This window comes from Aquabacterium sp. A7-Y, from assembly GCF_026153205.1.
In the GTDB taxonomy this organism is placed as follows: Bacteria; Pseudomonadota; Gammaproteobacteria; order Burkholderiales; family Burkholderiaceae_C; genus Caldimonas.
Genome location: NZ_JAPFBW010000014.1, coordinates 138,295 through 161,464, shown reverse-complemented (window position 1 = coordinate 161,464; position 23,170 = coordinate 138,295). Strand labels below are relative to the sequence as shown.

Annotated in this window: 17 protein-coding genes; 8 read left to right on the top strand and 9 right to left on the bottom strand. The window is 71.2% G+C overall.

Going from position 1 to position 23,170, the window contains the following annotated elements; genetic code table 11:
• Positions 1 to 66: 66 nt before the first annotated feature.
• Positions 67 to 933 (bottom strand): RibD family protein, encoded by an 867-nt coding sequence (locus OOT46_RS14935; protein ID WP_265404406.1) that lies wholly within the window; start codon positions 931 to 933, stop codon positions 67 to 69.
• A gap of 137 nt (positions 934 to 1,070) precedes the next feature.
• Here OOT46_RS14935 and ribA point away from each other — a divergent pair, with 137 nt between their 5' ends.
• Positions 1,071 to 2,243 carry a GTP cyclohydrolase II gene (gene ribA / locus OOT46_RS14930; RefSeq protein WP_265404405.1) on the top strand — a complete coding sequence of 391 codons (1,173 nt, stop codon included), beginning with the start codon at positions 1,071 to 1,073 and terminating at the stop codon, positions 2,241 to 2,243.
• Between the two features lie 6 nt (positions 2,244 to 2,249).
• Here the strand turns inward: ribA and OOT46_RS14925 are convergent, their stop codons facing one another.
• Together OOT46_RS14925 and OOT46_RS14920 are read right to left on the bottom strand one after the other, a co-directional pair.
• Positions 2,250 to 3,083 (bottom strand): creatininase family protein, encoded by an 834-nt coding sequence (locus tag OOT46_RS14925; RefSeq protein ID WP_265404404.1) that lies wholly within the window; start codon positions 3,081 to 3,083, stop codon positions 2,250 to 2,252.
• 14 nt (positions 3,084 to 3,097) lie between these two features.
• On the bottom strand, positions 3,098 to 3,982 hold the full coding sequence (locus tag OOT46_RS14920; protein WP_265404403.1) for a hypothetical protein: 885 nt from the start codon (positions 3,980 to 3,982) through the stop codon (positions 3,098 to 3,100).
• Positions 3,983 to 4,128: 146 nt separating this feature from the next.
• Between OOT46_RS14920 and OOT46_RS14915 the strand changes: the two genes are divergently transcribed.
• Positions 4,129 to 6,855 carry a CHASE domain-containing protein gene (locus OOT46_RS14915; protein ID WP_265404402.1) on the top strand — a complete coding sequence of 909 codons (2,727 nt, stop codon included), beginning with the start codon at positions 4,129 to 4,131 and terminating at the stop codon, positions 6,853 to 6,855.
• 30 nt (positions 6,856 to 6,885) lie between these two features.
• Here OOT46_RS14915 and OOT46_RS14910 read toward each other — a convergent pair whose 3' ends face one another.
• Both OOT46_RS14910 and OOT46_RS14905 read right to left on the bottom strand, forming a co-directional pair.
• Entirely contained in the window at positions 6,886 to 8,658 is a 1,773-nt protein-coding gene (locus OOT46_RS14910; RefSeq protein WP_265404401.1) for a cellulase family glycosylhydrolase, read from the bottom strand.
• A gap of 188 nt (positions 8,659 to 8,846) precedes the next feature.
• Positions 8,847 to 11,531 (bottom strand): glycoside hydrolase family 3 protein, encoded by a 2,685-nt coding sequence (locus OOT46_RS14905; protein ID WP_265404400.1) that lies wholly within the window; start codon positions 11,529 to 11,531, stop codon positions 8,847 to 8,849.
• 332 nt (positions 11,532 to 11,863) lie between these two features.
• Here OOT46_RS14905 and OOT46_RS14900 point away from each other — a divergent pair, with 332 nt between their 5' ends.
• The 3 genes from OOT46_RS14900 to OOT46_RS14890 all read left to right on the top strand — a co-directional run bounded on the left by OOT46_RS14900 (position 11,864) and on the right by OOT46_RS14890 (position 14,763).
• A complete protein-coding gene (locus tag OOT46_RS14900) occupies positions 11,864 to 12,046 on the top strand; it encodes a substrate-binding domain-containing protein (RefSeq protein WP_265404399.1) in 183 nt (60 codons plus the stop codon).
• Between the two features lie 273 nt (positions 12,047 to 12,319).
• Positions 12,320 to 13,984 carry an ExeA family protein gene (locus OOT46_RS14895; protein ID WP_265404398.1) on the top strand — a complete coding sequence of 555 codons (1,665 nt, stop codon included), beginning with the start codon at positions 12,320 to 12,322 and terminating at the stop codon, positions 13,982 to 13,984.
• Between the two features lie 5 nt (positions 13,985 to 13,989).
• Positions 13,990 to 14,763 (top strand): general secretion pathway protein GspB, encoded by a 774-nt coding sequence (locus OOT46_RS14890; RefSeq protein ID WP_265404397.1) that lies wholly within the window; start codon positions 13,990 to 13,992, stop codon positions 14,761 to 14,763.
• 60 nt (positions 14,764 to 14,823) lie between these two features.
• On the opposite strand, the gene OOT46_RS14885 is transcribed toward OOT46_RS14890, so the two are convergent.
• Positions 14,824 to 15,171, bottom strand: coding sequence for a hypothetical protein (locus OOT46_RS14885; RefSeq protein ID WP_265404396.1), 348 nt, complete (start codon positions 15,169 to 15,171; stop codon positions 14,824 to 14,826).
• A gap of 71 nt (positions 15,172 to 15,242) precedes the next feature.
• Here OOT46_RS14885 and pth2 point away from each other — a divergent pair, with 71 nt between their 5' ends.
• Positions 15,243 to 15,659 (top strand): aminoacyl-tRNA hydrolase, encoded by a 417-nt coding sequence (pth2, locus tag OOT46_RS14880; protein ID WP_265404395.1) that lies wholly within the window; start codon positions 15,243 to 15,245, stop codon positions 15,657 to 15,659.
• Here the strand turns inward: pth2 and OOT46_RS14875 are convergent.
• Positions 15,656 to 16,873, bottom strand: coding sequence for a calcium-binding protein (locus tag OOT46_RS14875; protein ID WP_265404394.1), 1,218 nt, complete (start codon positions 16,871 to 16,873; stop codon positions 15,656 to 15,658). The genes pth2 and OOT46_RS14875 overlap by 4 nt on opposite strands.
• 720 nt (positions 16,874 to 17,593) lie before the next feature.
• Between OOT46_RS14875 and OOT46_RS14870 the strand changes: the two genes are divergently transcribed.
• Complete coding sequence (locus tag OOT46_RS14870) at positions 17,594 to 17,902, top strand: hypothetical protein (protein ID WP_265404393.1); 309 nt, start codon at positions 17,594 to 17,596, stop codon at positions 17,900 to 17,902.
• 29 nt (positions 17,903 to 17,931) lie between these two features.
• On the opposite strand, the gene OOT46_RS14865 is transcribed toward OOT46_RS14870, so the two are convergent.
• The gene (locus OOT46_RS14865) at positions 17,932 to 18,162 is read right to left on the bottom strand and encodes a helix-turn-helix domain-containing protein (RefSeq protein WP_265404392.1); all 231 of its coding nucleotides are present in this window, start codon (positions 18,160 to 18,162) and stop codon (positions 17,932 to 17,934) included.
• Positions 18,163 to 18,226: 64 nt separating this feature from the next.
• Between OOT46_RS14865 and pobA the strand changes: the two genes are divergently transcribed.
• On the top strand, positions 18,227 to 19,405 hold the full coding sequence (gene pobA, locus OOT46_RS14860; RefSeq protein WP_265404391.1) for a 4-hydroxybenzoate 3-monooxygenase: 1,179 nt from the start codon (positions 18,227 to 18,229) through the stop codon (positions 19,403 to 19,405).
• Here the strand turns inward: pobA and OOT46_RS14855 are convergent.
• A complete protein-coding gene (locus OOT46_RS14855) occupies positions 19,378 to 23,007 on the bottom strand; it encodes a PAS domain-containing protein (protein WP_265404390.1) in 3,630 nt (1,209 codons plus the stop codon). The two genes, pobA and OOT46_RS14855, sit on opposite strands and share 28 nt — an antisense overlap.
• Between the last annotated feature and the right edge of the window lie 163 nt (positions 23,008 to 23,170).

The following is a 23,170-nucleotide window of genomic DNA, read 5'->3' as shown; positions in this document are numbered from 1 at the left end:
TGCGTGTGGGGCACCTGGAGCTGCTGGCCTGGCCGGTGGCCTGAGATGCGGCAGCTTTCGGCGCCTTCAATCGCGCAGGTTCAGGTCCCAGAGCACATCGGGGCCCATGCGCACGATGCGGCAGGGCGGGCGCAGCGCCTGCTTCATCCAGGTGGCGGTCGGCGGCTGCACGCCGGGACGCCCGGAGCCGATCAGCACCGGCGCCACCGCGAGGTGCAGGCGATCGAGCAGGCCTTGGGTGAGGAAGCGCGAGATCGTCACCCCGCCGCCCTCGACAAACAGCACCGACAGCCCGCGCTCGTGCAGGGCCCCGACCACGGCGGCCAGCGCGAGCTCGCCGTCTTCGCCCATCAGCCCGGGCAGCGCCAGGACCCGCCCGGCGCCGTGGCGTGCCGCTGCCTCTGCGCCCAGGCGCGCGTCGCAAACCAGCAAGGTGGGCGCCGCGTCGTCGGTGAAGACGCGCGCCTCGGGCGGAGCGCGCAGCGAGGGGTCCAGCACCACCCGGACCGGATGGGGGCCGGCAACGCGGCGGGTGGTGAGGCGGGGGTTGTCGGCCGCGACGGTGCCGGCGCCGACGAGGACCGCGTCGCTGAGGGCGCGCAGCCGGTGCAAGTGCACCAGGTTGTCGCTGCCGGTGACGAAACAGGAGTCGCCGGTGTGCGTCGCGACACAGCCGTCCAGGCTTTGCCCCAGGTGGCCCAGCACGCAGGGCGGGTCGCCGGCTTGCCAGTCGAGCAAAGGCTTGTAGAGCGCGAACAGTTCGGCCGCCGCCAGGTCCCAGTCGCCCTGCAGCTGCCAGCCGGTGCCGGGCTGCCGCACCAGGGCGCCGGCGGCCGAGGCGGCGGGACGCGGCTTCACGCGGCGCAGCCCGGCGGCGTCCAGGCAGAGGGGCCAGAGGGTCGCCATGCCGGGGCGGGAGGAGGGCGGGTTCAAGAGCGGTCCGGGCTCCGTGGAAGACGGTGGCAGGGCAGCGGCCCGGACGTCTTGGAGGCCGCCGTGACCCGGCGGCCGGGCGGGCGGCAAGGGCCGCGCGCTGCAACCGGGGCGCCGGGCCTTTATGCTAGCAGCCTATGAACGATCGATCCTTTCAGCTTCCGGACTCCGCTGCGCTGCACTCCGACGACGAACTGGCCGCCATCCGGGTGGACCGGGCACAGACCGAACTCAAGCACGGCCGGGCGCTGGCGGTCCTCGATCCGCAGGGCGCGGCGCCGCTGCTGCTGGTCGCGGCGGTCGAGACGCTGACCCCCAACCGGCTCAAATGGTTCACCTCGCTGGGCGGGCCGCTGCGCCTGCTGCTGACCGCCGAGCGCTGCCAGGCCATCGCGCTGCCGCAGGCCGGCGCGGCGCGGGCGCTGCCGCTGCCGGCCGGCATCACGGTCGAGGCGCTGCAGCAGCTGGGCGCGGTGCTGCCGGGCCAGGTGGCGCCGGAGCTGCTGCACGAAAAGCTGCATCCCGAGGCGGCCGGCGCCTCCGACGCCACGCCGGCGATGCAGGCCGCGCTGAGCCTGGCCAAGCGCGGCCGCCTGACGCCGGCACTGCTGGTCGCCGAGCCGCCTTCGCTGCTGCCGGGCACGCTGGAGGCAGCCCACCTGCTGCAGGTGTCCACCTCGGACATCGTGCGGGTGCAGCGCGACGCCCACCTGCGGCTGCGCCGTGTCAGCGATGCCCGGGTGCCGATCGCCGCGCATGAGGACTGCACCCTGGTGCTGTTCCGCGAATCGCACGGTGACGCCGAGCACGTCGCCATCGTGGTCGGACGGCCCGACCTGGCCCAGCCGGTGCCGGTGCGCCTGCACTCGTCCTGCCTCACCGGCGACCTGCTTGGCAGCCTGCGCTGCGACTGCGGCGACCAGCTCCGCGACGCCATCGAACGGCTGGCCGAGACCGGCGGGGTGCTGCTTTACCTGGCGCAGGAGGGCCGCGGCACCGGGCTTGGCAACAAGCTGCGCGCCTACCGGCTCCAGGATGCGGGCTTGGACACCATTGATGCGGACCGTTACCTCGGATTTCGCTCCGACGAGCGCGATTTCCAGTCGGCCGTCGCGATGCTGAAGTCGCTCGGTATCCAGCGCATCCGGCTGATGACCAACAACCCGAAAAAGATCGAAGCCATCCGCAGCGGCGGCATCGACGTGGTGGATCGCATCCCGCTGATCGCACCCGTCAACCCGCACAACGCACGCTACATCGACACCAAACGCGAGCGTGCCGGCCACCTGCGCGGCGAAGAGCAGGAATAAGGCGGCTCAGGGCCCGGCGGCGTCCCGCAGGGTCGCCAGCGGCAGCCGGGCCACCTCGCCGAGCAGCTGCACCAGCTGGTCGGCGAGGTGCTCGACCACCCGCGCGCCCTTCTCGGCGGTGGCCGCGGCGGCGTTGCCGCAGGCGCCGCCCGGATGCAGGTCTTGCGCCATCCAGCCCAGCCCGACTGGCTGCTCGACGCCGAGCAGCCCGCCGTGTTCGGCGAGCCGGCGCCCGAGTGAGGGGAAGTCGGCCAGCCTGTCGGTGTGCACGAGATCGGGCCTCAGGTGCAGCAGCATCGAGGTCTCGACCGCGCCGCCGTGCAGGCCGTGGGCCAGTTCGTCGATCTCGAACAAACCCGGGGGCAGCCCGAGCCGGAAGCTGTGGGCGCGCACCACCAGCATCGAGTGAGCCACCCGCAGACGGAGCGCCACCTGGTCGACCAGCGCGCGCTGCCCGCCGTGGCTGTTGAAGATCACGAGCTTGCGCACCCCGGCGCGGACGACGCTGGCCCCCACCGAGAGCCACAGACCCATCAAGGCCGGCAGGTCGGCGTTCAGCGTGCCGGGAAAGGCCGAGTGCTCGAGGCTGTCGCCCACCACCAGCGCGGGCAGCACCAGCACGGAGGAGCCGGCCGGCAACCGGGGCAGCGCGGCACGCACCACCCCTTCGTTGATCAGCGCATCGGTGCCCAGCGGCAGATGGGGCCCGTGCTGCTCGATCGCGGCCACCGGCAGCAGCGCCACCGAACGCTCCGGGTCGACACGCGCGAAGTCGCGGGTGCTGAAGTCCTGCCAATGTCCGCAGGGCAGTGCGTCGGCTGGTCCGGTAGAGCGCGCCATGGCCGGGCCGCCGCTCACCAGGCAGGCTGGTAATAGGCGTCGTCGCCGCCGGCCGGGGCTGCCGGGCCGGCGGCTGCAGGCATCAGCAGCACGGCGGCACCGGCGCACAGGGCGGCGAGCGCGGCTGTCGCCAGCGGTGCCACCACCGCCCGGGGGCCAGGCAGACGCAGGCGCCGCACCAGCGCTGCGGCCGCGAAGCCGGCCGTGAGGACACCCAGCACCCAAGGCGGCGCGGCGGTCAGCACGAGCAGCGCCCAGGCCAGCGCGAGCCAGGCGAGGCCGGCCGGTAGCAGGGCCGACGCGCCCAGGCCGAGGCGCTGCTTGGGCCACAACCAGAGTGCCAGGCCGCCGCTCGCGGCAGCCAGCAGCACGCCCAGCTGGAACAGCACCAGCGAGTCGCGCGCCATCGCGAGCGCCGCGACGCCCAGCGAGGCCACCACCACCATCGCGAGCGCGCCGGCCGGGGCCGTGGTCTCCCCCGGCGCCGCACAGCTGGCATCGCGGGCCGCGGCGGCCAGCGCCATCAGCACCAGCAGGCCCAGCACCCAGGCCGCCAGGCCCAAGCCGAGCGACGGCCCGCGCATCCACACGAGGGCGCCACCCCACAGCAGCGCGGCGACACCCATGGCGGCCGCTCCGGGCGCCTTCAGCCCATCCAGCAGCAGGCCTGCAAGCAGGGCCGCAGCCAGCAGCCAGGGCAGTTTCTCGACCAGCGTGGCGGGGTTGCGCGACCAGCCGAGCAGCCAGGCGACCGACACCAGCAGGGCCAGCCCGAGCGCGGCGCCGGGCCAGCGGGAGGGGCCGGTGCCGGGCAGCGCTGCTTTCAGCCCGCCCGCTGCAGCGAGCGCGACGGCGAACGGCAGTGCGACGCTCTGCACCAGTGGATGGTTCGGATCCATGAGCCCCTCCGTGTGTTTTGGTGTGGGGGGTCCATCTTAGGGCCGGCCGTGGCCGGCCGGTCGGGCCTTTCCGCCGCAGGCTGCCCACTTCTTCGTGCCGGGCGCCAGTGGTAGGGTAGGCAGCCCGCCGCTTCACCTCTGCGTCCATGCAGTCCCAGGAACGTGAGCAAGCCCCCCTGTCGCAGGGCTTCCCCGCCATCGAAACGCCGAGCCTCCTCCGCCGCTCGCTGCCATGGGCGGTGCTCGCGCTCGGCTTGCTGCTCACCGCGGCCGCCTGGCGGTTCGCATCGCGCTGGAGCGATGCCGAGGCCCAGCGGGCCCTCGAGGACCGGGCGGCCATCGTGGCCGGCATCACCGAGCGGCGCACCGGGCGCTGGGCCGAGGTGCTGCACGGCATGCGGGCCTTGTTCGCGGCGTCCGAGTCGGTCACGGCGCGCGAGTTCCGGGACTACTACGAGCACCTCGATCTGCCGCGTCGCTACCCGGGCTTCCTGTCGCTGCAGTTCCTGGTGTATGTGCCGGACACGCAAAAAGCGGCGTTCGAAGCCTCGGTGCGTGCCGATCGCAGTGTCGGCGCCGCCGGTCGTCCGAACTTCACGATCGAGCCGCCGGGCCGGCGCGCCGACTACTACGTGACCCGCTACGTGGAGCCGATGGCCGGCAACGAAGCGGCTTTCGGCTTCGATGCGGCGCACACGCCCGAACGACGTGAAGCCTTCGAGCGGGCGCGTGACCGCGGGGAGGTGACCGGCTCCGGCCCCTTGCGCCTGGTCCAGGGGGCCGCCTCGGTCGGCTACGTTCTGAGGGAGCCGCTCTATCGGGCCGGCATGCCGCTGAACACGCCCGAGCAGCGGCGCGCGGCGCTGTTCGGCATGGCCGCCGTGGCCTTGCGGATGGACGACTTCATCACCACCCTGGTTCGGCAGGACTTGCTGGAGCACCTGGACTTCCGCCTGCACGACCTGGGCTGGCTGGACCAGGCAGCAAGCCCGCCTTCACAGCTCAATCTGCTCTACGACACCACGGCCCGCCGCGACGGGCCCGTGGCCTCCTCACCACGCCGCACGCATGCCGTCGATGTCGCGCTCGGGGGCCGGCTCTGGCGCTTCGAGTTCCGCGACCGCCCGGGCGCCGGCCTGGGCAGCAACCGCCACACGCCGGTGCTGGTGCTGGTTTTCGGTGCGCTGGTCAGCCTGCTGGCGTTCCAGCTCGCGCGGGTGCAGACGGCAGCCCGCCAGCGGCTCGAGTCCCGGGTGAGGGAGCGCACCGCGGAGCTGGCGCTCGTCAACGCGTCGCTGAAAACCAGCGAACAGCGCCTCGAACTTGCGCTCGCCGGGGCCGACCTGGGCTGGTGGGACTGGAACATCGAAACCGGCGAGATGGTGTGGAACCCGCGCTGGCTGTCGATGCGCGGCTACAGCGTCGCAGAGGCCCGGCCGGAGGCCGGCTGGTGGAAGGACCTCATCCATCCCGAAGACCGGGAGGCGGTGCTTGAGGCGCTGGAGGGCCATCTGTCCGGGCGGCTGCCGACCTATTCGGCCGAATACCGGGCGCTGCGCAAGGAGGGGGGCTGGCTCTGGGTGCTGGACCGCGGCCGCGCGGTGGTGCGCGACATCGACGGCCAGGCCTTGCGCATGACCGGCACCAACCTCGACATCAGCGAACGCAAGCAGGCGGAAGAGGCCCGGGTGGCGGCGCAGACGGCGCAGCGCCTGGCGGCGGCCAAGGACGAGTTCGTGGCCCGCATGAGCCACGAGCTGCGCACGCCGCTGAATGCCATCCTCGGCTTCTCCCAGCTGCTGGAGCGCGACGCGCCGGACCGCCTGGCGCCACAACAGCTCGAACGGGTCCGGCAGATCCACCGGGCCGGCCTGCACCTGATGGCCATGGTCACGGATTTGCTCGACTTCGCGGCGGTGGAGTGCGGCCGGGTGCGCATCGCACGTGAACCGGTCGCCGTGGCGGCGGCCGTGCGCGAGGCGCTCGAGATGGTGCAGGGGCAGGCGGAGCGTGCCCAGGTGGAGCTGGTCGATCGTGTGGCGGCGTCTTCGGCCGTGGTCCTCGCCGATGCCGTGCGGCTGCGGCAGGTGCTCGTGAACCTGATGACCAATGCGATCAAGTACAACCGTCCCGGTGGCCGGATGACGATCGAAGCGCGGACCTCCGGACGCCAGGTCGGCCTGGGTGTCGCGGACACCGGCATCGGCATGCGGCCGGAGCAGGTCGCGAAGCTGTTCCAGCCCTTCGAACGACTCGGAGCGCAGCGCTCCGACGTGCCCGGCACCGGGCTGGGTCTGGCCCTGTCGCACCGCCTGGTCGAGATGATGGAAGGCCGCATCGAGGTGGTCAGCGAGATCGGCCTGGGCTCACGCTTCACGCTGTGGCTGCCGGCGGCCGGCGGCGCCGGGCCGGGTGTCGTGCCGCCCGCGCCGGCCTCGAAGGCGACACCCGAGGGCACGACCGAGACGCCGTGCGACGCGCCGCTCAGCGTGCTGTATGCCGAGGACGAGGAGGTCAACATCGCGCTGGTGGAAGGCATGCTCGCCTTGCGGCCGTCGGTGCAGCTCCGGGTCGCCCGCAGCGGTGCGGAAGCCTTGGAGACGGCCCGTCGCGCACCGCCGGACCTGATGTTGATCGACATGCAGCTGGGCGACATGCACGGGATCGAGCTCCGCTCACGTCTTGCGACGACCCCGGAATGCATGGCGGTTCCCTGCATCGGTCTGTCCGGCGATGCCCTGCCTTCCCAGGTGGCAGCAGCGCGGGACGCCGGCTTCGCCGAGTACCTGACGAAACCGGTGCAGCTGGACGAGTTGCTGGCGGTCGTCGACCGCCGGGCGAGGGCCAAGGCTTCGGCGTGCAAGACCGGCTGAGCGGGGCCCGGCGTTTCGGGCCCGCTCGCTTCACGGCCTGTCGAGCTGCCACCAGTTGAGGTTGAACCCACCGGCGCCGATGTAGACGGTCAGCGTCTGCTGTCCGGCCTTCAGCGGCACCAGCGCGCTGACGGTGGTCCAGTTCTGCCAGCCGCCGGTGGCCGGTACCGTGGCGACCGCCAGGTCGCGTGCGTCCTGGCTCAGGATCACGCGGCCGCCGCCGTTGGGCGAGGCGACGCGGAAGGACACGCGGTAGGTGCCCGAGGTGCTGACGTTGACCGGATAGGACATCCAGTCGCGGGCGTCCAGCCAGCCCGCGTTGATGCCGGTGCCGCCGTCGCTGGTCGGCTCGGTCTGCACGCCCTGCATCCAGGTGAAGCTTTCGGCCTCGATGCGGCCGGGCGCGCTGTGCTTGAGCGTCATCCAGCGCTGCAGCGCCTCGTTTTTCACCAGCGGCAGCGTGCCGAAACTGCGGAAGTAGGCCTCGATCTGGGCCGCCGAGGCCGTCACCGTGTCGACCTCCTGCACGCGCGCGCCGGCCGGGTTGGTCACCATGCCCCAGGGCCAGCCGGCGCTGCCGTCGCCCGCCTGGCCGTCCCGGGAGAGGGTCTTGTAGGACCAGCTCGTCGCGCCCCAGCCGCGGTGGTTGTAGACGTCGTAGTGGCGCGCGCCGAGCTGGGGCCCGAGCGCGCCGATGGCGGTCCAGGGCTGGAACTCGCCGACCAGGAAGGGCGTGTTCAGCGCGTTGAGCCGCCGCTCCCACTCGCACACGCCACCGGTGCCGGCATTGCCGCAGTAGAGCCAATCGTTGTGCACCGGGTAGCTCGGCTCGCCCCAGCCGAAAAAGCCGGGGTAGAAGTGCATCTCGAAGGCCACGTTGTGCATGCCGCGGCTGGCCGGCGTGCCGTAGGCATCGATGCCGGCGGCGTGGCCGGGCAGGATCACGACGTGCTTGGGGTCGACCTGGCGCACCGCGTGGTAGAGGTCGGTGATCACGTTGGCCAGGTTCTCGGGGGTGGTGCCCCAGGGTTCGTTGAGCAGGCCATAGCCGGCCACCGCGCCGCGGTCGCGGTAGCGCTGCGCGATCTGCTGCCACAGCCAGCGGGTGCGGTTGCGGTACTCGGCATTGCCCCAGTACTCGTTCTTGCCGGCGCAGCCGGAGTGGTGCTCCCAACCCTGGCTGCCCACCGCGCCGTGCAGGTCGAGGATGGTGTACATGCCGCGCTTCTCGGCCTCGTCGATGGCGCGGTCGAGGTATTTCCAGGCGTCGGGCCGCAGCGTGTAGGGGCGGGTCTCGTCCTCGATCAGGCTGTACCAGAAGGGCAGGCGCACGACGTTGAGGCCGAACTGCTGCATCAGGTCCCAGTCGCGCGTGGTGATCCAGTGGTCGCGGAACACCTGCATCAGGCGCTCCTTCTCGGCGCGGCCGAAACGCGCGGTGAGGCGGTTCTCCAGCGTGCACTGGTCCGGCGTGGCGGCATCGAACGGCATCATCCAGAACTCGAGCTGCAGCCAATTGCCGAGGTTGGTGCCGCGCAGGTTCACCTGCTGGCCGGCGGCATTGCGCCAGAGCCGGCCGTCCTGGCGCAGCATCGGCAGCGGGGCCGCTGCCACCGCCTGCGCGCGGGCTTCGGGGGCAGCCGGGCTGGCGGACTGGGGCCCGGCGGTGGAAGCCGACTCGCCGCCGCCGCCGCAGGCGGTCAGCAGCGCGAAGGCGCCGGACGCGAGCAGCGCGGAGGCGGTGCGGCCGCGCCGGCTGGGGCGGGGCTGCGTGCGACGGACGCGGGGAAGGACCTGACTCATGGTGTCTCCTTGGGGGGGTGTGCCGGCGCCTGCCGGCGGGTCGGCGCGGTCGACGCCGTTCGGAAGCGGGCGCGGCCCTGCCGATGGGCGTCCCGTCATGACGCTGCAGCGGCCTCCGAGGAGCGACCGAGTGTGCATCGGGGACGTCCGCCGGCAGGTCGCGCCGGGATGGCGCAGCCGGCCGTTCGTCAGTTCGTGGGCGCTCCGCTGCACGACACGTTGGCTGTCTTGTTGGGCTCCCAGCGGATGCCGGCGATGGCCAGCTCCAGGGTGCCGGAGCTGCTGAGCAGGAAGGCCTTGTTGACGGCGGTGAGGTCGGCGCCCTGGTCGGCGAAACAGCTCAGCGGGATCGCCAGCTCCTTCCACTCGCCCACCGGGGCGGACTTCATCGCCGCGGTGGCGTCGATCGCGCCGGTGCAGGGGTAGCCGCAGTCGACACGCAGGGTCACCGTGCTGCTCGGTGGGGTGAGGACCTTGAGATCGAAGACCAGCGCGCCGTTCGAGTTGGCATAGGCGAGCAGGTCGAGGGCCTCCCCGGGGTGCTCGGTGAAGATCTCGCCGGTGTTGTTGTGCCAGGTCGCCTTGACGGCCGCCCACTGGATGCCGCCGCGGTCGTCCACCGGCAGCGTCGAGATCTCGCCGCCCGGGGTCGAGGTGACGGTGGTGCCGGCCAGCGCGACCGGCACGCCCCAGTGGGACGGCGCGCCGAGGCGCAGGCTCCAGCCGGCCTCGTTCATCCCGCCGGCGAACAGGCTCAGCGGCTGGTCGGCCGTGCCGCCGCCGTTCTCGATGCCGCAGCCGACCTCGGGGCTGGCTTCGTCGTAGGCCGGCTGGTCCCGGGGCTCGGCGTAGCGCATGCCGTAGCCGTAGGCATACAGCGGGTCGTAGCTCGCGTCACCACGGTTGAGCGAGACCTGGCAGGCCGACCTGGGCCAGGAGTAGGACAGCTTGCCGCTGAAGTCGTGATGGACCGCGCCGGCCGCCGTCTTGAACAGCACGTCGGCCACGCCGTCCCCCTCGGTGCCCGGCAGCCAGGCCGCGACGAAGGCGTCGGAGCGGTTGAGCTCCTTGTTGACGTAGAGCGGCCGGCCCGACATCAGCAGCGTGACGATCTTCTTCACGCCCTTGGCCTTGAGGCTCTCGATCAGCGCCAGGTCTTCCGGGCGCAGCTTGGCCAGCTCCAGCGTCTTGCTTTTGCCGAGGTCGCCGTTGCCTTCCGCGTAGGGCGTCTCGCCGATCACGACGATGGCGGCGTCATGGCTCGAATCGGCCTTGGTGCCGTCGGCGCTGGTGTCGAGCTCGGCGTTCGGCGCGATCTTGCGGATCGCGCCCCAGACCGTGGTGCCGCCGCCGAAGTCGGCATTGCTGTTGCCGGTGCCCTGCCAGCTCAGCGACCAGCCCCCGGTCTGGTTCTCCAGGCTGTCGGCGCTCTTGCCGGCCACCAGCAGCTTCGCATTGCGCGCCAGCGGCAGCGTCTGTGCGTTGTTCTTCAGCAGCACCAGCGACTTGCGCACCGCCTCGCGGGCGGTGGCGCGGTGCTCGGCGCTACCGACCTCCTGGGAGGTGATGCGGGCCGAGGGCTTGGGTTTGTCGAACAGGCCGGCGCGGAACTTCACGCGCAGGATGCGGCGCACTGCGTCGTCGATGCGCGAGCGCGCGATCTCGCCCTTCTCGACGCTGGCGATGGTGTTGGCGATGAAGGCCTGCCAGTCGGCCCGGGCCGGCACCATCACCATGTCGATGCCGGCGTTGATGGCCGCCGGACAGTGGCTGTTGCTGCAAGGGCTTTCGGCGTCGCTGTTGTCGGGCGTCAGCTGGCCCAGGCCGTTCCAGTCGGAGATCACGAAGCCGTCGAAGCCCATCTTGACCTTGAGCACCTCGGTCAGCAGGTAGGTATGGCCGTGCATCTTCAAGGCCGGCGCCTTGTCGCCGCCGGCCTTGTCCTTCCAGCTGCTGAAGGACGACATCACCGTCTGCGCGCCCGCCTCGAGGGCCGGGAAGTAGCCGCGTGCGTGGATGTTGATGAGCTCGCTTTCGCTGACATGGGTGATCCCCTGGTCGTCGCCGTCGAGCGTGCCGCCGTCGCCCAGGTAGTGCTTGGCGGTGGCCACCACCTTCTCGCGCTCGGTGCCCAGCGCGCCCTGCAGACCCTGCACCATCTGCGAGGCGTATTGCGCGACGATCTGCGGGTCTTCCGAATACCCCTCGTAGGTGCGGCCCCAGCGATCGTCGCGCACCACGGCGAGCGTCGGCGCGAAGGTCCAGTCGATGCCGGTGCGCGCGACCTCGCGCGCGGTGATCTCGCCGATGCGGCGGATCAGCGCCGGATCACGGGTGGCGCCCAGGCCGATGTTGTGCGGGAAGAAGGTCGCCCCCTTGACGTTGCTGTGCCCGTGCACGGCGTCGGTGCCCCAGATCAGCGGGATGCGGTGGGGCTTGGCCGGGTCCATCGAAGCCGCCCACAGCTCGTCCGCGCGTGCCAGCCAGTCGGCGATCGCGGCGCCCTTGTTGCGGTTGGGGAAGGAGCCGCCGCCGTTGAGCACCGAGCCGATGTGGTAGCGGCGAATCTCCTCGGGCGTGACGTCCTGGATCTCCACCTGCGTCATCTGGCCGACCTTCTCGGCCAGGCTCATCGAGGTGAGCAGGGCCTCGACCTTGGCTTCGATCGCCGGGTCGCTCACGACCGCGCTCTTCAGGCGCGGCCACTCCGCCAAGGTGCCAGGGTTGACCCAGTCGGTGCCGCCACCGTTGCCGCCATCGCCGGGCGCCCCTGCATCACTGCCGTCGCCTCCACCGCAGGCAGCCACCAGGGCCGCCGCCGCCACCGAACTCAAGGCCAGCGACCTCACGGTCCATACCGACTTGTTACGCATGTCTGTCTTCCTCCGAATGTGATCTGCCGCAGCCGTGGGCCACCTGCACCACGACAGGCGGGCGAAGCATAGGAACAGTGAAAACGTTTTCAAATCGGGAGGAAGCGGAGGCCGGTAACGACGAGCAAGAGCCGGACAAGCGGCCTTCTCGTCCTTCGAGCGCCGGTTACGGGAAAGTACGTCAAGCTGGGCTTGGGAAGAGGGGGCGCACGAAGGGCCGGTCCGCTCGCTGCCGCCTGGCGGTGTGGTTTCTTCTGGTCACACAAATGATAACGTTTGCAGTATTCCGAGTTCGTAGAGGCGAGGCCGAACTGCGGAACGCAGCGCGCCAGGTGCCGCTGATCTGCACCGGCCATCAGCTCGCCACGCCGCCGCTGACCACGGTGCGGCAGCCGTTGTTCGAGAGGGGCCAGGCGGCCGCGACCGCGCTGCTGTCGCTGATCGAAGGCGTGCCGGCTGCACTCGTGGCGCCGGCGCCACGGCTGGTGGTGCGCGAGACCACGCGGCGGCTGTAGTCGCCTGCGTCGGGCTGGCGCGCCCGTCCGGGCGCCGGCTGCTGCCGCCAGGGGAGCTTGCGGCAAAAAAACGGAGCCCGCCCGCACGAATAAAACCCGGGTGCCGGCACGGCCGTGGGCGGCGTCCTGCAGAATGACCGCCGGGCTGCGGCGCACGGCGGCCTGCGCCGGCTTTTTTTGCCGGCCTGCTCGCTGCACGCCGCTTCCCGAGAACGCCGGCCGCTTGACGCGCCGGACACGCGGCGTGCGCCCCGTGCCACTATCCTCTGCACCATGTACGCGAAACACTTCGGCCTGCAGCGCGAGCCTTTTTCGATAGCGCCAGATCCGCGCTATCTGTTCATGAGCGACCGGCACCGCGAAGCCCTGGCTCACCTTCGCTACGGTCTGCGCGGCGGCGGCGGCTTCGTGCTGCTGACGGGCGAGATCGGGGCCGGCAAGACCACCGTCTGCCGGTGTTTCCTGGAGCGCATTCCCAAGCGCTGCAATGTGGCCTACGTCTTCAACCCCAAGCTGACGGTCGAGGAGCTGATGCAGTCGGTGTGCGACGAGTTCCGCATTCCGCGCGAGGAGGGCGTGCCAGGGCCCGCCACCGTCAAGGAATGTGTCGACGCGCTCAACGACTTCCTGCTGCGCACCCACGCGGTGGGGCAGAACAACGTCCTGATCATCGACGAGGCGCAGAACCTGTCGGCCGACGTCCTGGAGCAGCTGCGCCTCTTGACCAACCTGGAGACCAACGAGCGCAAGCTGCTGCAGATCATCCTGATCGGCCAGCCCGAGCTGCGCAGCATGTTGTCGCAGCCGGGGCTGGAGCAACTGGCGCAGCGCGTGATCGCCCGCTACCACCTCGACGCCTTGTCGGAAAGCGAGACCGCGCAATACATCCGCCACCGGCTGGCGGTGGCCGGCATGAGCCGTCCGCTGCCCTTCGAGCGCCGCGCGGTGCAGCGCATCCACGAGCTCTCGCGCGGCGTGCCGCGGCGCATCAACCTGCTGTGCAACCGTGCCTTGCTGGGCGCCTACGCGAGGGGCCGCTCCACGGTGGACCGCGAGATGGTCGACAAGGCCGGGGCCGAGGTGTTCGAAGGCGTCGAAAACACGCTGCCGCGCCCGCTGCGCTGGGGCCGCGGTGCGGTGCTGGCAACGGGCCTGGCGGCCGGTGCTGCGCTGGCCGGCGTGGTCACCTTGGCGATCGATGTCGTCCCGGGCAAGCGGGACGCCGTCGCGGCGACGGCATCCGCGGCCTTGCCGGGCCCGGTGCAACCCGTGCTGCAGCCGGTGGGCCCAGCTGTCGTGCCAGCGGCCGTGGCGGCGCCGGTCGCGGCGTCCGGCGCCGCCTCTGCCACCGCGGCGCCCGTCGTCCGCAGTGAGAACGAGGCCTGGCGCGAGCTGGCCCGCGCCTGGCAGGTGCAGATTCCGGACAACGATGACAACCCCTGCGAGACGGCACGCCGGCAGCAGCTGCAATGTTTCAGGAGCAGCAGCGGGCTGGCCTTGATCCGCCAGCTGGGCCGCCCGGGCATCCTGACCCTGCACGACGAGAACGAGCGCACCGTCTACGCCCTGCTCATCGCGCTGGGCGAAGACAAGGCCACGCTGCGCATGCGGGGTGTGTCGCAGACCTTGTCGCTGGCTTCGCTGGCACGCATGTGGCGGGGCGAGTTCGCCACCTATTGGCGGGCGCCGCCGAACTATGGCGGCAGCGACAGCCCGGCCGGCCCCTCCGCCGACTGGCTGGGCGAGCGGCTGAGCCGGCTGCCGGGCGGCCCCCGTCCCGGCGACGGGGCCCTGGACGAGGCCGCCCTGAAGGCCCGGGTGCACGCTTTCCAGGTCGCCCAGGGCCTCAAGCCCGACGGTGTGGCCGGCCCCGTCACGCTGATGCAGCTCAATCGCGCCACCGGCGTCGACGAGCCCCGCCTGCAGATTGAAAGGTAGAGCGCGTGTCCTACATCCTTGATGCACTGCGACGAGCCGATTCCGAGCGCGAGCGCGGCGCGGTTCCCAGCATCCATACCCCGTCCGTGCCGGCCTTCGCCGACGACAACCCCGAGCCGAGCGCCGGCAAGCCCTGGCTGTGGATCGTCGTCGGGCTGTCGGTCGGTCTGCTGACGCCGCTGGCGTGGCAACTGCTCGGCCGCGATGCGCCGCCGCCGCAGGTGGCGCAAGCTCCGACGGCGACCGCTGCCCCGGCTCCGCCGCCGACGCCGACGCCGACGCCGACGCCGACGCCCGATACAGTGTCGCCGGCCCCCTTGCCTGCCGCTCCGGCGCAGCCCGAGCCTGTGCCGACCGCTGCCGTGGTACCGGCCGCTGCGATACCGGCAGAACCCCCGGCGCCAGCCCCGGTGCCCGCTGCCGGGCCGCGCAACCGGGACGGCGCCCCCGCCGCATCGCGGCGTGCCGCCGCGCGGGAGACCGCGGCACCCGAGGCACCGGTGCCTCGCACCCCGGCCCGTGAGGCCGCACCGCGGCAGGCCGATGATCGGCGCGTCTATGCCAGGAGCGAACTGCCGGAGCCGGTGCGCCGCTCGCTGCCGTCGCTGACGATAGGCGGGGCGATCCACTCCGACACCTCGACCGACCGCATCCTGATCATCAACGGCGAGCTGTTCCACGAGGGTGACCGGGTGGCGCAGGACGTGACGCTCGAGAAGATCGAACTCAAGCGCGCCGTGCTCAAGCACAAGGGCTACCGCTGGGCAATCGCCTACTGAGCTTGTGAACGGCTAGGTAGGCGCGTGTGCCGCGGCCGGTCGCGGCAGCGCGGTGCAAGCTCAGTGGGGTGGCGGAAACAGCCGGCGCAGCAATGCCGCCGCCCAATCCGGCAGTTCACTGCCGAAGGGTTCGACCTGGCCGTATTCGTCGCCTTCGATCACGGCGCTGTGCGTGACCTCGGCACTGCCTGCGACGGCCAAGGTCAGCCAGCCCTGTTCGCCGGCTTCCCACTCCAGTGAGACGGAGCCGTCCGGCTCGACCAGCACGTCGGGCTCGGGCCAGCGTGAGATCACCAGCGCCAGCAGCCGTTCGGCCTCGGCCAGGGTGTTGTCGCTGGGCAGAATCCAGGGCCGGCTGAAGGCCAGCAGGCGGGCTTCCTCGAGGGCGGTACTCAACAGGGGAGACATGACGCGATTGTGCTCGGGACGCGGCAGCTTTCGGTAGCATGACCCGCTTCACAAGGAGCCGATCCGCCCTCATGCCCGACAACCCCGAAACCGATTTCAAGCAGGTCATCGTGCTGCGCAAGGACCTGAACATGCGCAAAGGCAAGATGGTGGCGCAAGGTGCTCATGCCTCGATGGCCGTTTTCACGCGCGGGCCCGGCACGAGCTTCGTGGCCGGCGTTTCCGGTCTGGAGATGCGGGTCGTGCTCGATGAGGCCTCGGCGGCCTGGCTCACGGGGCGCTTCCGCAAGATCTGCGTGAGCGCCGACAGCGAGGCCCAGTTGCTCGAGCTGCATCGCCAGGCCCTGGCGGCCGGGCTTCCTTGCGCGCTGATCCAGGACAGCGGCATCACCGAGTTTGGCGGCGTGCCGACTTACACCGCGTTGGCAATCGGACCCGGTTCCAATGAGAAGCTGGATCCGATCACCTCGTCGCTCAGACTGCTTTAACCGCCATAGATGAAGTCCGAGGCGTCCAGGCGCGCCGCGTCGGCCGGATTGAGCTGGCACAGCTGCTGCGTGTCGCCCCCCAGCGCGGTGGTGGGGTTGTACCAGACGCGGCCGTCCTGTGTGTTGACATAGATGCCGCAGTGCTGGCCGCTCAGATTGCCGACCGAGCCGCTGCCCTTGAAGAAGTACCCGGCGTCAAGCACCGCGCCGACCCCCTCGTCGCCGAGAAACTTCAGGCCCAGCACGCCGTCCTGAGGGCTGCCGGGCAAGCTCTGGTCGAGCGCGTCGGCCAGGCCGATACGGTCCAGGCCGTCTTGGAACTGCTTGATCAGGTCGGCATGCGCGGGACCGACCTCGCCGAAGACAAAAAGGTCCGCGCCGGCCTGGCCGTTCAGCAGGTCGACGCCCTTGCCCCCGAACAGCGTGTCGTTGCCGTCGCCGCCGTCGAGGGTGTCGGCGCCGTCCAGTCCGGACAGCGTGTTGTCGCGGGTGTTGCCCTTGATCGTGTTGGCCAGTGCGTTGCCGCGCGCCTCGGTCGCTGCCTCGACGTCGAGCAGGGTGAGGTTCTCGACCTGGGCTTCGAGCGTGTAGTTGACCGAGGCGTACACCTGGTCCTGCCCACCGAGGGCGGCGTACTCGACGATATGGTCGCCGGCGCTGTCGAGGTAGTAGGTGTCGTTGCCCGTGCCGCCGACCATCGTGTCGTCACCGCCGCTGTCGTTGAGCATGTCATCGCCCGCCCCGCCGTCGAGATAGTCGTTGTCGAGGCCGCCGTCCAGGGTGTCGATTCCGGCGCCGCCGTAGAGCTTGTCCGCGCCGGCGCCGCCACCCAGGCTGTTGTCGCGGTCGTTGCCCTGCATGAGGTTGTCGAGCTGGTTGCCTTGGCCGTTGACCGCCGCCGCCACCATCTTGTAGCCGCCGGGTGCCGACACGAGCTGTGTCGCGGTGTTGTCGAGCACCAGGTTCTCGACGTTGTTGGCGATGGTGTAGAGGTAGAGCCGCGACACCACCGTGTCGGTGCCCTGGCCGCTGCTCTCGATGACGTCGTCCCCCAGCGAATTGACGCAATAGGTGTCGTCACGCACGCCGCCGGCCATCTCGTCGTCACCGAGCGACCAGTTCGCGTTCAAGGTCGACACGAGGTCCTCTGAGAGGTCTTTCAGGAAGTCGCTGGCAAAAGTGCCGTTGATGATCGCCATGATCTGGATCTCCATGGATGGAACGGAAAGGGATTGAAAGAAGGAGCGCACCCTGGGAAGCGGTCGTTGCCGTGGAAGCGGCACACCGGCGCCAGTGACGACATGCTGGCTTGCGAGCGCAACCCGCAGCGGGCGCCGTCAACCTCGGGCTCGGAGCACCCCCCGGAACTGGGTCGGATGCACGCCCGGGTGTAGAGCCCGGAACGCCCGGGGAACTGGTGTTGCCCCCGCGCGAGGGGCGGCTTGTGGAGCGTCTGAAGATGACGTGGCGCTGAACGGCTCGCCGGCCGGGACCCGATGGTTCATCTCTGACCCCCTGAGAGATGTGGACAAGGCGGCGCAACAGAAACTGCCTCGTCTTGATGCGGTTCACATGCACCCGGCCCGCCGGACAGGGTGGACTGGATGTTGCGTTGCAGCATGAGGCGCCGACACCTCAGAGTAGGCGCCCGGCGGCCCCATGGGAAAACCCTTTGTGTAAGCGACCGTCAACGACCGCTGCAGCAAGCGGCGGCCCGCTTCGCCGCCGGCCTGGTCGCGCCCCACACCGGATACACACGGCCCTTGTGTTTTGCCTCCGGACAGATGGGTGGGACGGCGCTGGAGCGGCTGCTCGAGCCGCCTGGGCAGCCGGCTTGTCTCTCCCCGCCGCGGGCTGCCACTTCCTGACATTGATCGCCTTGCGCGGCGGATCGACACTGAGCGCTTCCGAGCACGACGCGAGGCATCTCACTGATGAGACAGTGTCGGCCCTTCCTGCAGATCGCTGCGCTGGCAGCCGGCTTCGGCCTCTGCCTGCCGGGTCCTGCCCTCGGCTGCCTGCCGCTCGGGAGGGCGGGGCCGCGGGAGGCCGTCGCAGCCTGGCTGCCCGAGCATGAGCAGTTGCTGACGACCACGCCCGAGCCGGGCAGCCTGTGGTCGTGGCCACCCGAGCTGGACAACTGGCAGCTGTGGGACCTGGGCGAGGGCCGATCTACCGCCCCGCAAAGGCTGGTGGACCGGTATCCGCGCCGCCCCGCCTCCTTCAACGGGGTCCGACCCTGAGCCAGGGCACCGGCCAGCTCGTCTCGGTCTCAGGACGAGGGTGCCGGGCGGCGACCGGCGAGTTCGCGCCGTGCCGCCGCACGGAATCGGCTGGGCGAGGTGCCGGTCTGGCGGGCAAAAAACCGCGTGAAATACGCCACATCCTCGAAACCCGGAGTCAAGCCGATCTCCTTCACGCTCAGCACCTCGCGGCAGACCCGGTTGAGCCGGGTCGGTGTGATGCCCGGCTGCGCGGCGTAGAAGGCGAGCAGGACCGGCACCGGCGCGAGCCCTCCCATAGTATTGACAGTCCCTGGACCGACGTCGAGTCCTCTGGAGACAAGCATGCGAGTCCAGATCGCCATCGTCGGCTCCGGGCCGGCCGGGCTGCTGCTGGGGCAGTTGCTGCACCGTGCCGGCATCGCTGCCGTCGTGATCGAACAACGCAGCAAGGACCACGTGCTGGCACGCATACGCGCGGGCATCCTGGAGCAGATCAGCCAGGACCTGCTCGACGCAGCCGGCGTCGGCGAGCGCATGCACCGCGAAGGCCTCGTGCACCATGGCATCGAGCTGGCTTTCGGCGGGCGCCGCCACCGCCTCGACCTGTACCGGCTCACCGGCGGCCGGGCGGTGCGCGTCTACGGCCAGACGGAGCTGACGCGCGACCTGATGGAAGCGCGCGAGGCTGCCGGCCTGCCCAGCGTCTACCAGGCCGCCGAGGTCCGGGTGCACGACTTTGACGGCGAGCGCCCGCGCGTCACCTTCCGGCGCGACGGACAACGCCACGAAGTGCGCTGCGACTTCATCGCCGGTTGCGACGGCTACCACGGCGTCTGCCGCGCCAGCGTGCCGGCCGGCGCGCTGCGCATCTACGAGCGGGTCTATCCCTTCGGCTGGCTGGGCGTGCTGGCCGACACGCCGCCGGTCTCAGACGAGCTGGTCTATTCGAACCACGAGCGCGGCTTCGCACTGTGCAGCATGCGCTCGCCGACGCGCAGCCGGCACTACCTCCAGTGCTCGCTCGACGACCGGGCCGAGCGCTGGAGCGACGCGGCCTTCTGGGACGAGCTGCGCCGACGGCTCGATGCCGAGACGGCGCAGGCCTTGGTGACCGGCGCCTCGATCGAGAAAAGCATGGTGCCGCTGCGCAGCTTCGTTGCCGAGCCAATGCGCTTCGGTTGCCTGTTCCTGGCCGGTGACGCGGCCCATATCGTGCCGCCCACCGGCGCCAAGGGCCTCAACCTGGCGGCCTCGGACGTTCGCTACCTTTCGCGCGCCTTCATCGAGTACTACCGGGACCACAGCGCCGCCGGCATCGCCGACTATTCGGCCAAGTGCCTGCGGCGGGTCTGGAAGGCCGAGCGTTTCTCCTGGCACATGACCAGCCTGCTGCATCGCTTTCCCGACCAGGGCGAGTTCGGTCACAAGATCCAGGAGGCCGAGCTCGACTACCTGGTGCATTCGCAGGCCGCCGCGGCCTCGTTGGCCGAGAACTACGTCGGGCTGCCCTTCGAGGACTGAGGCGGCGCGGGGTCGAGCAGATAACGCAGCGCCGCCTCGCGTGCCGCCACCACCGCGGCGTTGAAGCGCTCGCGCGCCGCCGCGTCCAGCGGCACGCCGCCGCGGCAGCTCAGCTCGGTATGCCGCGCCAGGGCGTGCAGGGCCTGCATGCCGAGGGACCCGGCCACGCCTTTGAGGCTGTGCGCGGTGCGGGCTTGTGCCTCGGCGTTGTCGTCCGGCTGCAGCGGGCCCTGGGGGTAGAGCTCGGCGAAACGTCCGAGGGCGCGGCGCAGGATGGACTGCATGCCGCCGCAGCCCCGCAGCGCCGCGTCCAGGTCCAGCACCGCTGCGTCCGCGGCAGGCTGCAGCGTGGTCTCGTTCCCAGGGGCGGCCGGCCACGGGGCTGGCGCCAAGGGCATGGGCCGGCTGCCTGCATCGCCTTCACGTTGTGCACCGCCCCAGCGCTGCAGGGTGCGCAGCAGCACGGCGGTGTCGATGGGCTTGGCGAGGTGGTCGTCCATGCCGGCGGCGAGCGAGCGTTCGCGGTCGCCCGCCATCGCGTGGGCGGTCATTGCGATGATGGGCAGGAAGGCATAGGGCCCGCCCAGCTCGCGAATCCGGCGGGTCGCCTCGAAGCCGTCCATCTCGGGCATCTGCACGTCCATCAGCACCGCGTCGAAGGCCTGGCGCTGCACCGCCTGCACCGCTTCGCGCCCGCTGCCCACCGTGCTCAGCTGGACACCGGCGCGCTGCAGCAGTTCGATCGCCAGCTCGCGGTTGAGCGGGTTGTCCTCGGCCAGCAGCACCCGCATGCCGCGCAGCACCGGCATGGTGAGGCTGCCCGGCAAGGTGTGCGGCACCGCGCTCGGCTCGCCCAAGGCCTCGCGCAGACGGGCCGGCAGCACCGGCTTGCCCAGCCAGGCGTGCACGTCCAGCTGCTCGGCCTGCGGCCGCAGCGCGTCGTGTTCCTGAGGCCGGCACATCAGCAGCAGCCGTGGCGCTGGCGCATCGCGCGACAGCTCGGCGGCCAGCAACAGGCCGGCGCGGTCGGGCAGGCCTGCGTCGATGAGGGCCACCGCGTCCTGCAGGCCCTGGGGGCGGTGCTGCTGCCAGAGCGCCCGCGCCTGGGCCGCGCCGGCGGCCGCGGCCGCCTCGTGGCCCATGCCCTGCAGGAGACGTGTGAGGGCGTCACGGGTGCCGGCATCGTCGTCGACCACCAGCACCCAGTGGCGCTGCGGCGGCGGGGTGGGGCCGCCCAGCGGCAGGGCGGCCGGCAGGCAGCGCCCGAGCGGCAGCTCGAACCAGAACGTCGCGCCGGTCCCAGGGGCCGATTCGACGCCGATCTCCCCGCCCATCAGTTCCAGCAGGCGCCGGCAGATCACCAGCCCCAGCCCGGTGCCGCCGAAGCGCCGCGTCATCGAGGTGTCGGCCTGGCTGAAGGCCTGGAACAGCTGGGCCTGCTGGGCCTCGCTGAGCCCGATGCCACTGTCGCTGACCTCGAAGCGCAGCCGCTGCGGCCCCGTGTCGACCGGCGCCGGCAGCGTTTGGGCACGCAGGGTCACGCGGCCCTGTTCGGTGAACTTGACCGCGTTCGCCAGCAGATTGGTCAGCACCTGGGCCAGCCGGGTCGGGTCGCCGATGTGTTCGGCCGGCAGCGAGGCGGGCAGGTCCAGCACCAGCTCCAGGCCCTTCTCCGCGGCTTGCAGGCCGACCACGTCGACCACGTTCTCCAGCACTTCGTGCAGGGAGAAGCGGATCTGCTCCACCTCCAGCCGGCCGGCCTCGATCTTGGAGAAGTCGAGGATGTCGTTGAGCACGCGCAGCAGCTTGCGCGCCGCCGCATTGGCCTTGGCGACATGCTGCTCCTCGCGTGCCGGCAGGGCGCCGAGCAGCGCCAGCTCGGTCATGCCGATGATGGCGTTCATCGGGGTGCGGATCTCGTGGCTCATGTTGGCCAGGAACTCGCTCTTGAGCCGGTTGGCGGCCTCGGCCGCGGCGCGGGCCCGTTCGATCGCCTCGGTGGCGCGGCGCTGCTCGGTGATGTCGAAGGTGGCCCCCACCACACGCAGGGTGCGTCCGCGGTCGTTGCGCACATGGCGCAGCATGGTGCGCACGCTGCGCACCTCGCCGTCGGGCCGCACGATGCGGTACTCGTCCACGTCCACCGGCTCGCCGCTGAGGGTGCGGGCGGCCAGCTGGCGGACCCGCTCGGCATCGTCGGGATGCAGGTATTCGTCCCAGGTCGACATGGTGGGCTGGAAGCTGCCCGGGTCCATGCCGTAGATGCGGTAGAGCTCCTCGTTCCACTCGGTGCGCCCGGCCACCAGGTCGACCAGCCAGATGCCCAGGCCCGAGGCCGAGACGGCCAGTTGCAGGCGGCCCGCCAACTCCTCGACGCGCTGCGCGGTGGCGCGCTGCTCGGTGACGTCGAGGTCCAGCCCCACCGCACGCAGCGGCCGGCCCTGGGCATCGCGTTCGATGCGGCCCACGCAGCGGATGTGGCGCACCCCGCGCGCCGGGTGCTGGATCGCGTAGTCCATGTCGAAGCCGGTGCAGCGGGGGTCGGCCAAGTGCTCGTGCCAGCGCTGCAGCGTGGCGACCGCGGTGTCGGGCGCGAGGCTGTCCTGCCAGGCGCGCGGCTGACCGTTCAGGATGCGCCCGTAGAGATCGGCGCCGCGCTCGTCCCACTCGAGCGTGTCGGAATCGGCGTTGTAGACCCAGACCGATGCCTGCACGGCGGACAGGGCCACGTTGAGCCGCTCGTTGGCTTCACGCAACGCCGCCTGCGTCCGGCGGTCCGACAGCCGGGCTTCGGTGTCGCGGGTGACGTCCTGGTCCAGGCCCACGATGTTCAGCGCCACGCCGTCCGCATCGCGTTCGACCTTGCCGACGCTGCTCAGCCAACGCACTTCGCCGTCGGGACGGACGATGCGGAACTGCGCCTGGTAGACCGAGCCGCTCGCCAGCGCCTGCACGAGGCGGTCGTTGAGCTGCAGCTTGTCCTCGGGGTGGACGCGGCGGCGCACCTCCTCGAAGCTCATCTCGCGCGGCGGTCCGTCCTCGCCCAGCAGGGCCAGCAGCCGGGCATCGGCAACGAAGCTGCGGCGCGCGACATCGAACTCCCAGACGCCGAAGCTGGCGGCCTGGGCGGCCAGCTCCAGGCGCTTGTTCAGGTCCAGCAGCTCGCGCTCGTGCGCGCGCAGCGCGCGTTCCTCCACCTGCAGGTCGCGGGCGCGCACCACGTGGGCCCGCAGGGCGGCGGCCAGCGCCCACAGCAGCAGCGCGAAGGCGGCGTAGCCAACGGCCGGAAGATAGGCTGCAGCGCCCTCGGGGCTGGCGTGTCGGTGTGCCAGCGCGAACACGAACGCGGCGGCGGCGCCCGATCCCGCCAGCCCGGCGCCTGCGCCGAGCAGGAAACACAAGGCCAGCGGCGGTAGCAGCAGGAGCAGGCAGGACAGCCCCGGCGCGCCGCTCTGCGGCCACAGCCAGGCTGCCGCAGTCCCCAACAGCGCCAGTGCCAGCGCCGCACCGACGCTACGCCGGGCACGGCTGACGGAGGCCCAGCGCAGCAGCGCCGCAGGCCAGAGGGGGCAGGGCGCCGGAGGGTCCAAGGAAGGCGGCATGGCTGGGCGGGACGGTGTTGCGAGAAGTTACCACGTTGGCAGCGTGGAGAAAGGGGGGAACTACGGACGTCGGCAGCCTCGGCTGCGCACTAGTACCACTGGTACCTTCACGCAAGCGTCACGCCGGGGTCACGTGCGCGTCACCCCGGCTGCCTACGCTAGA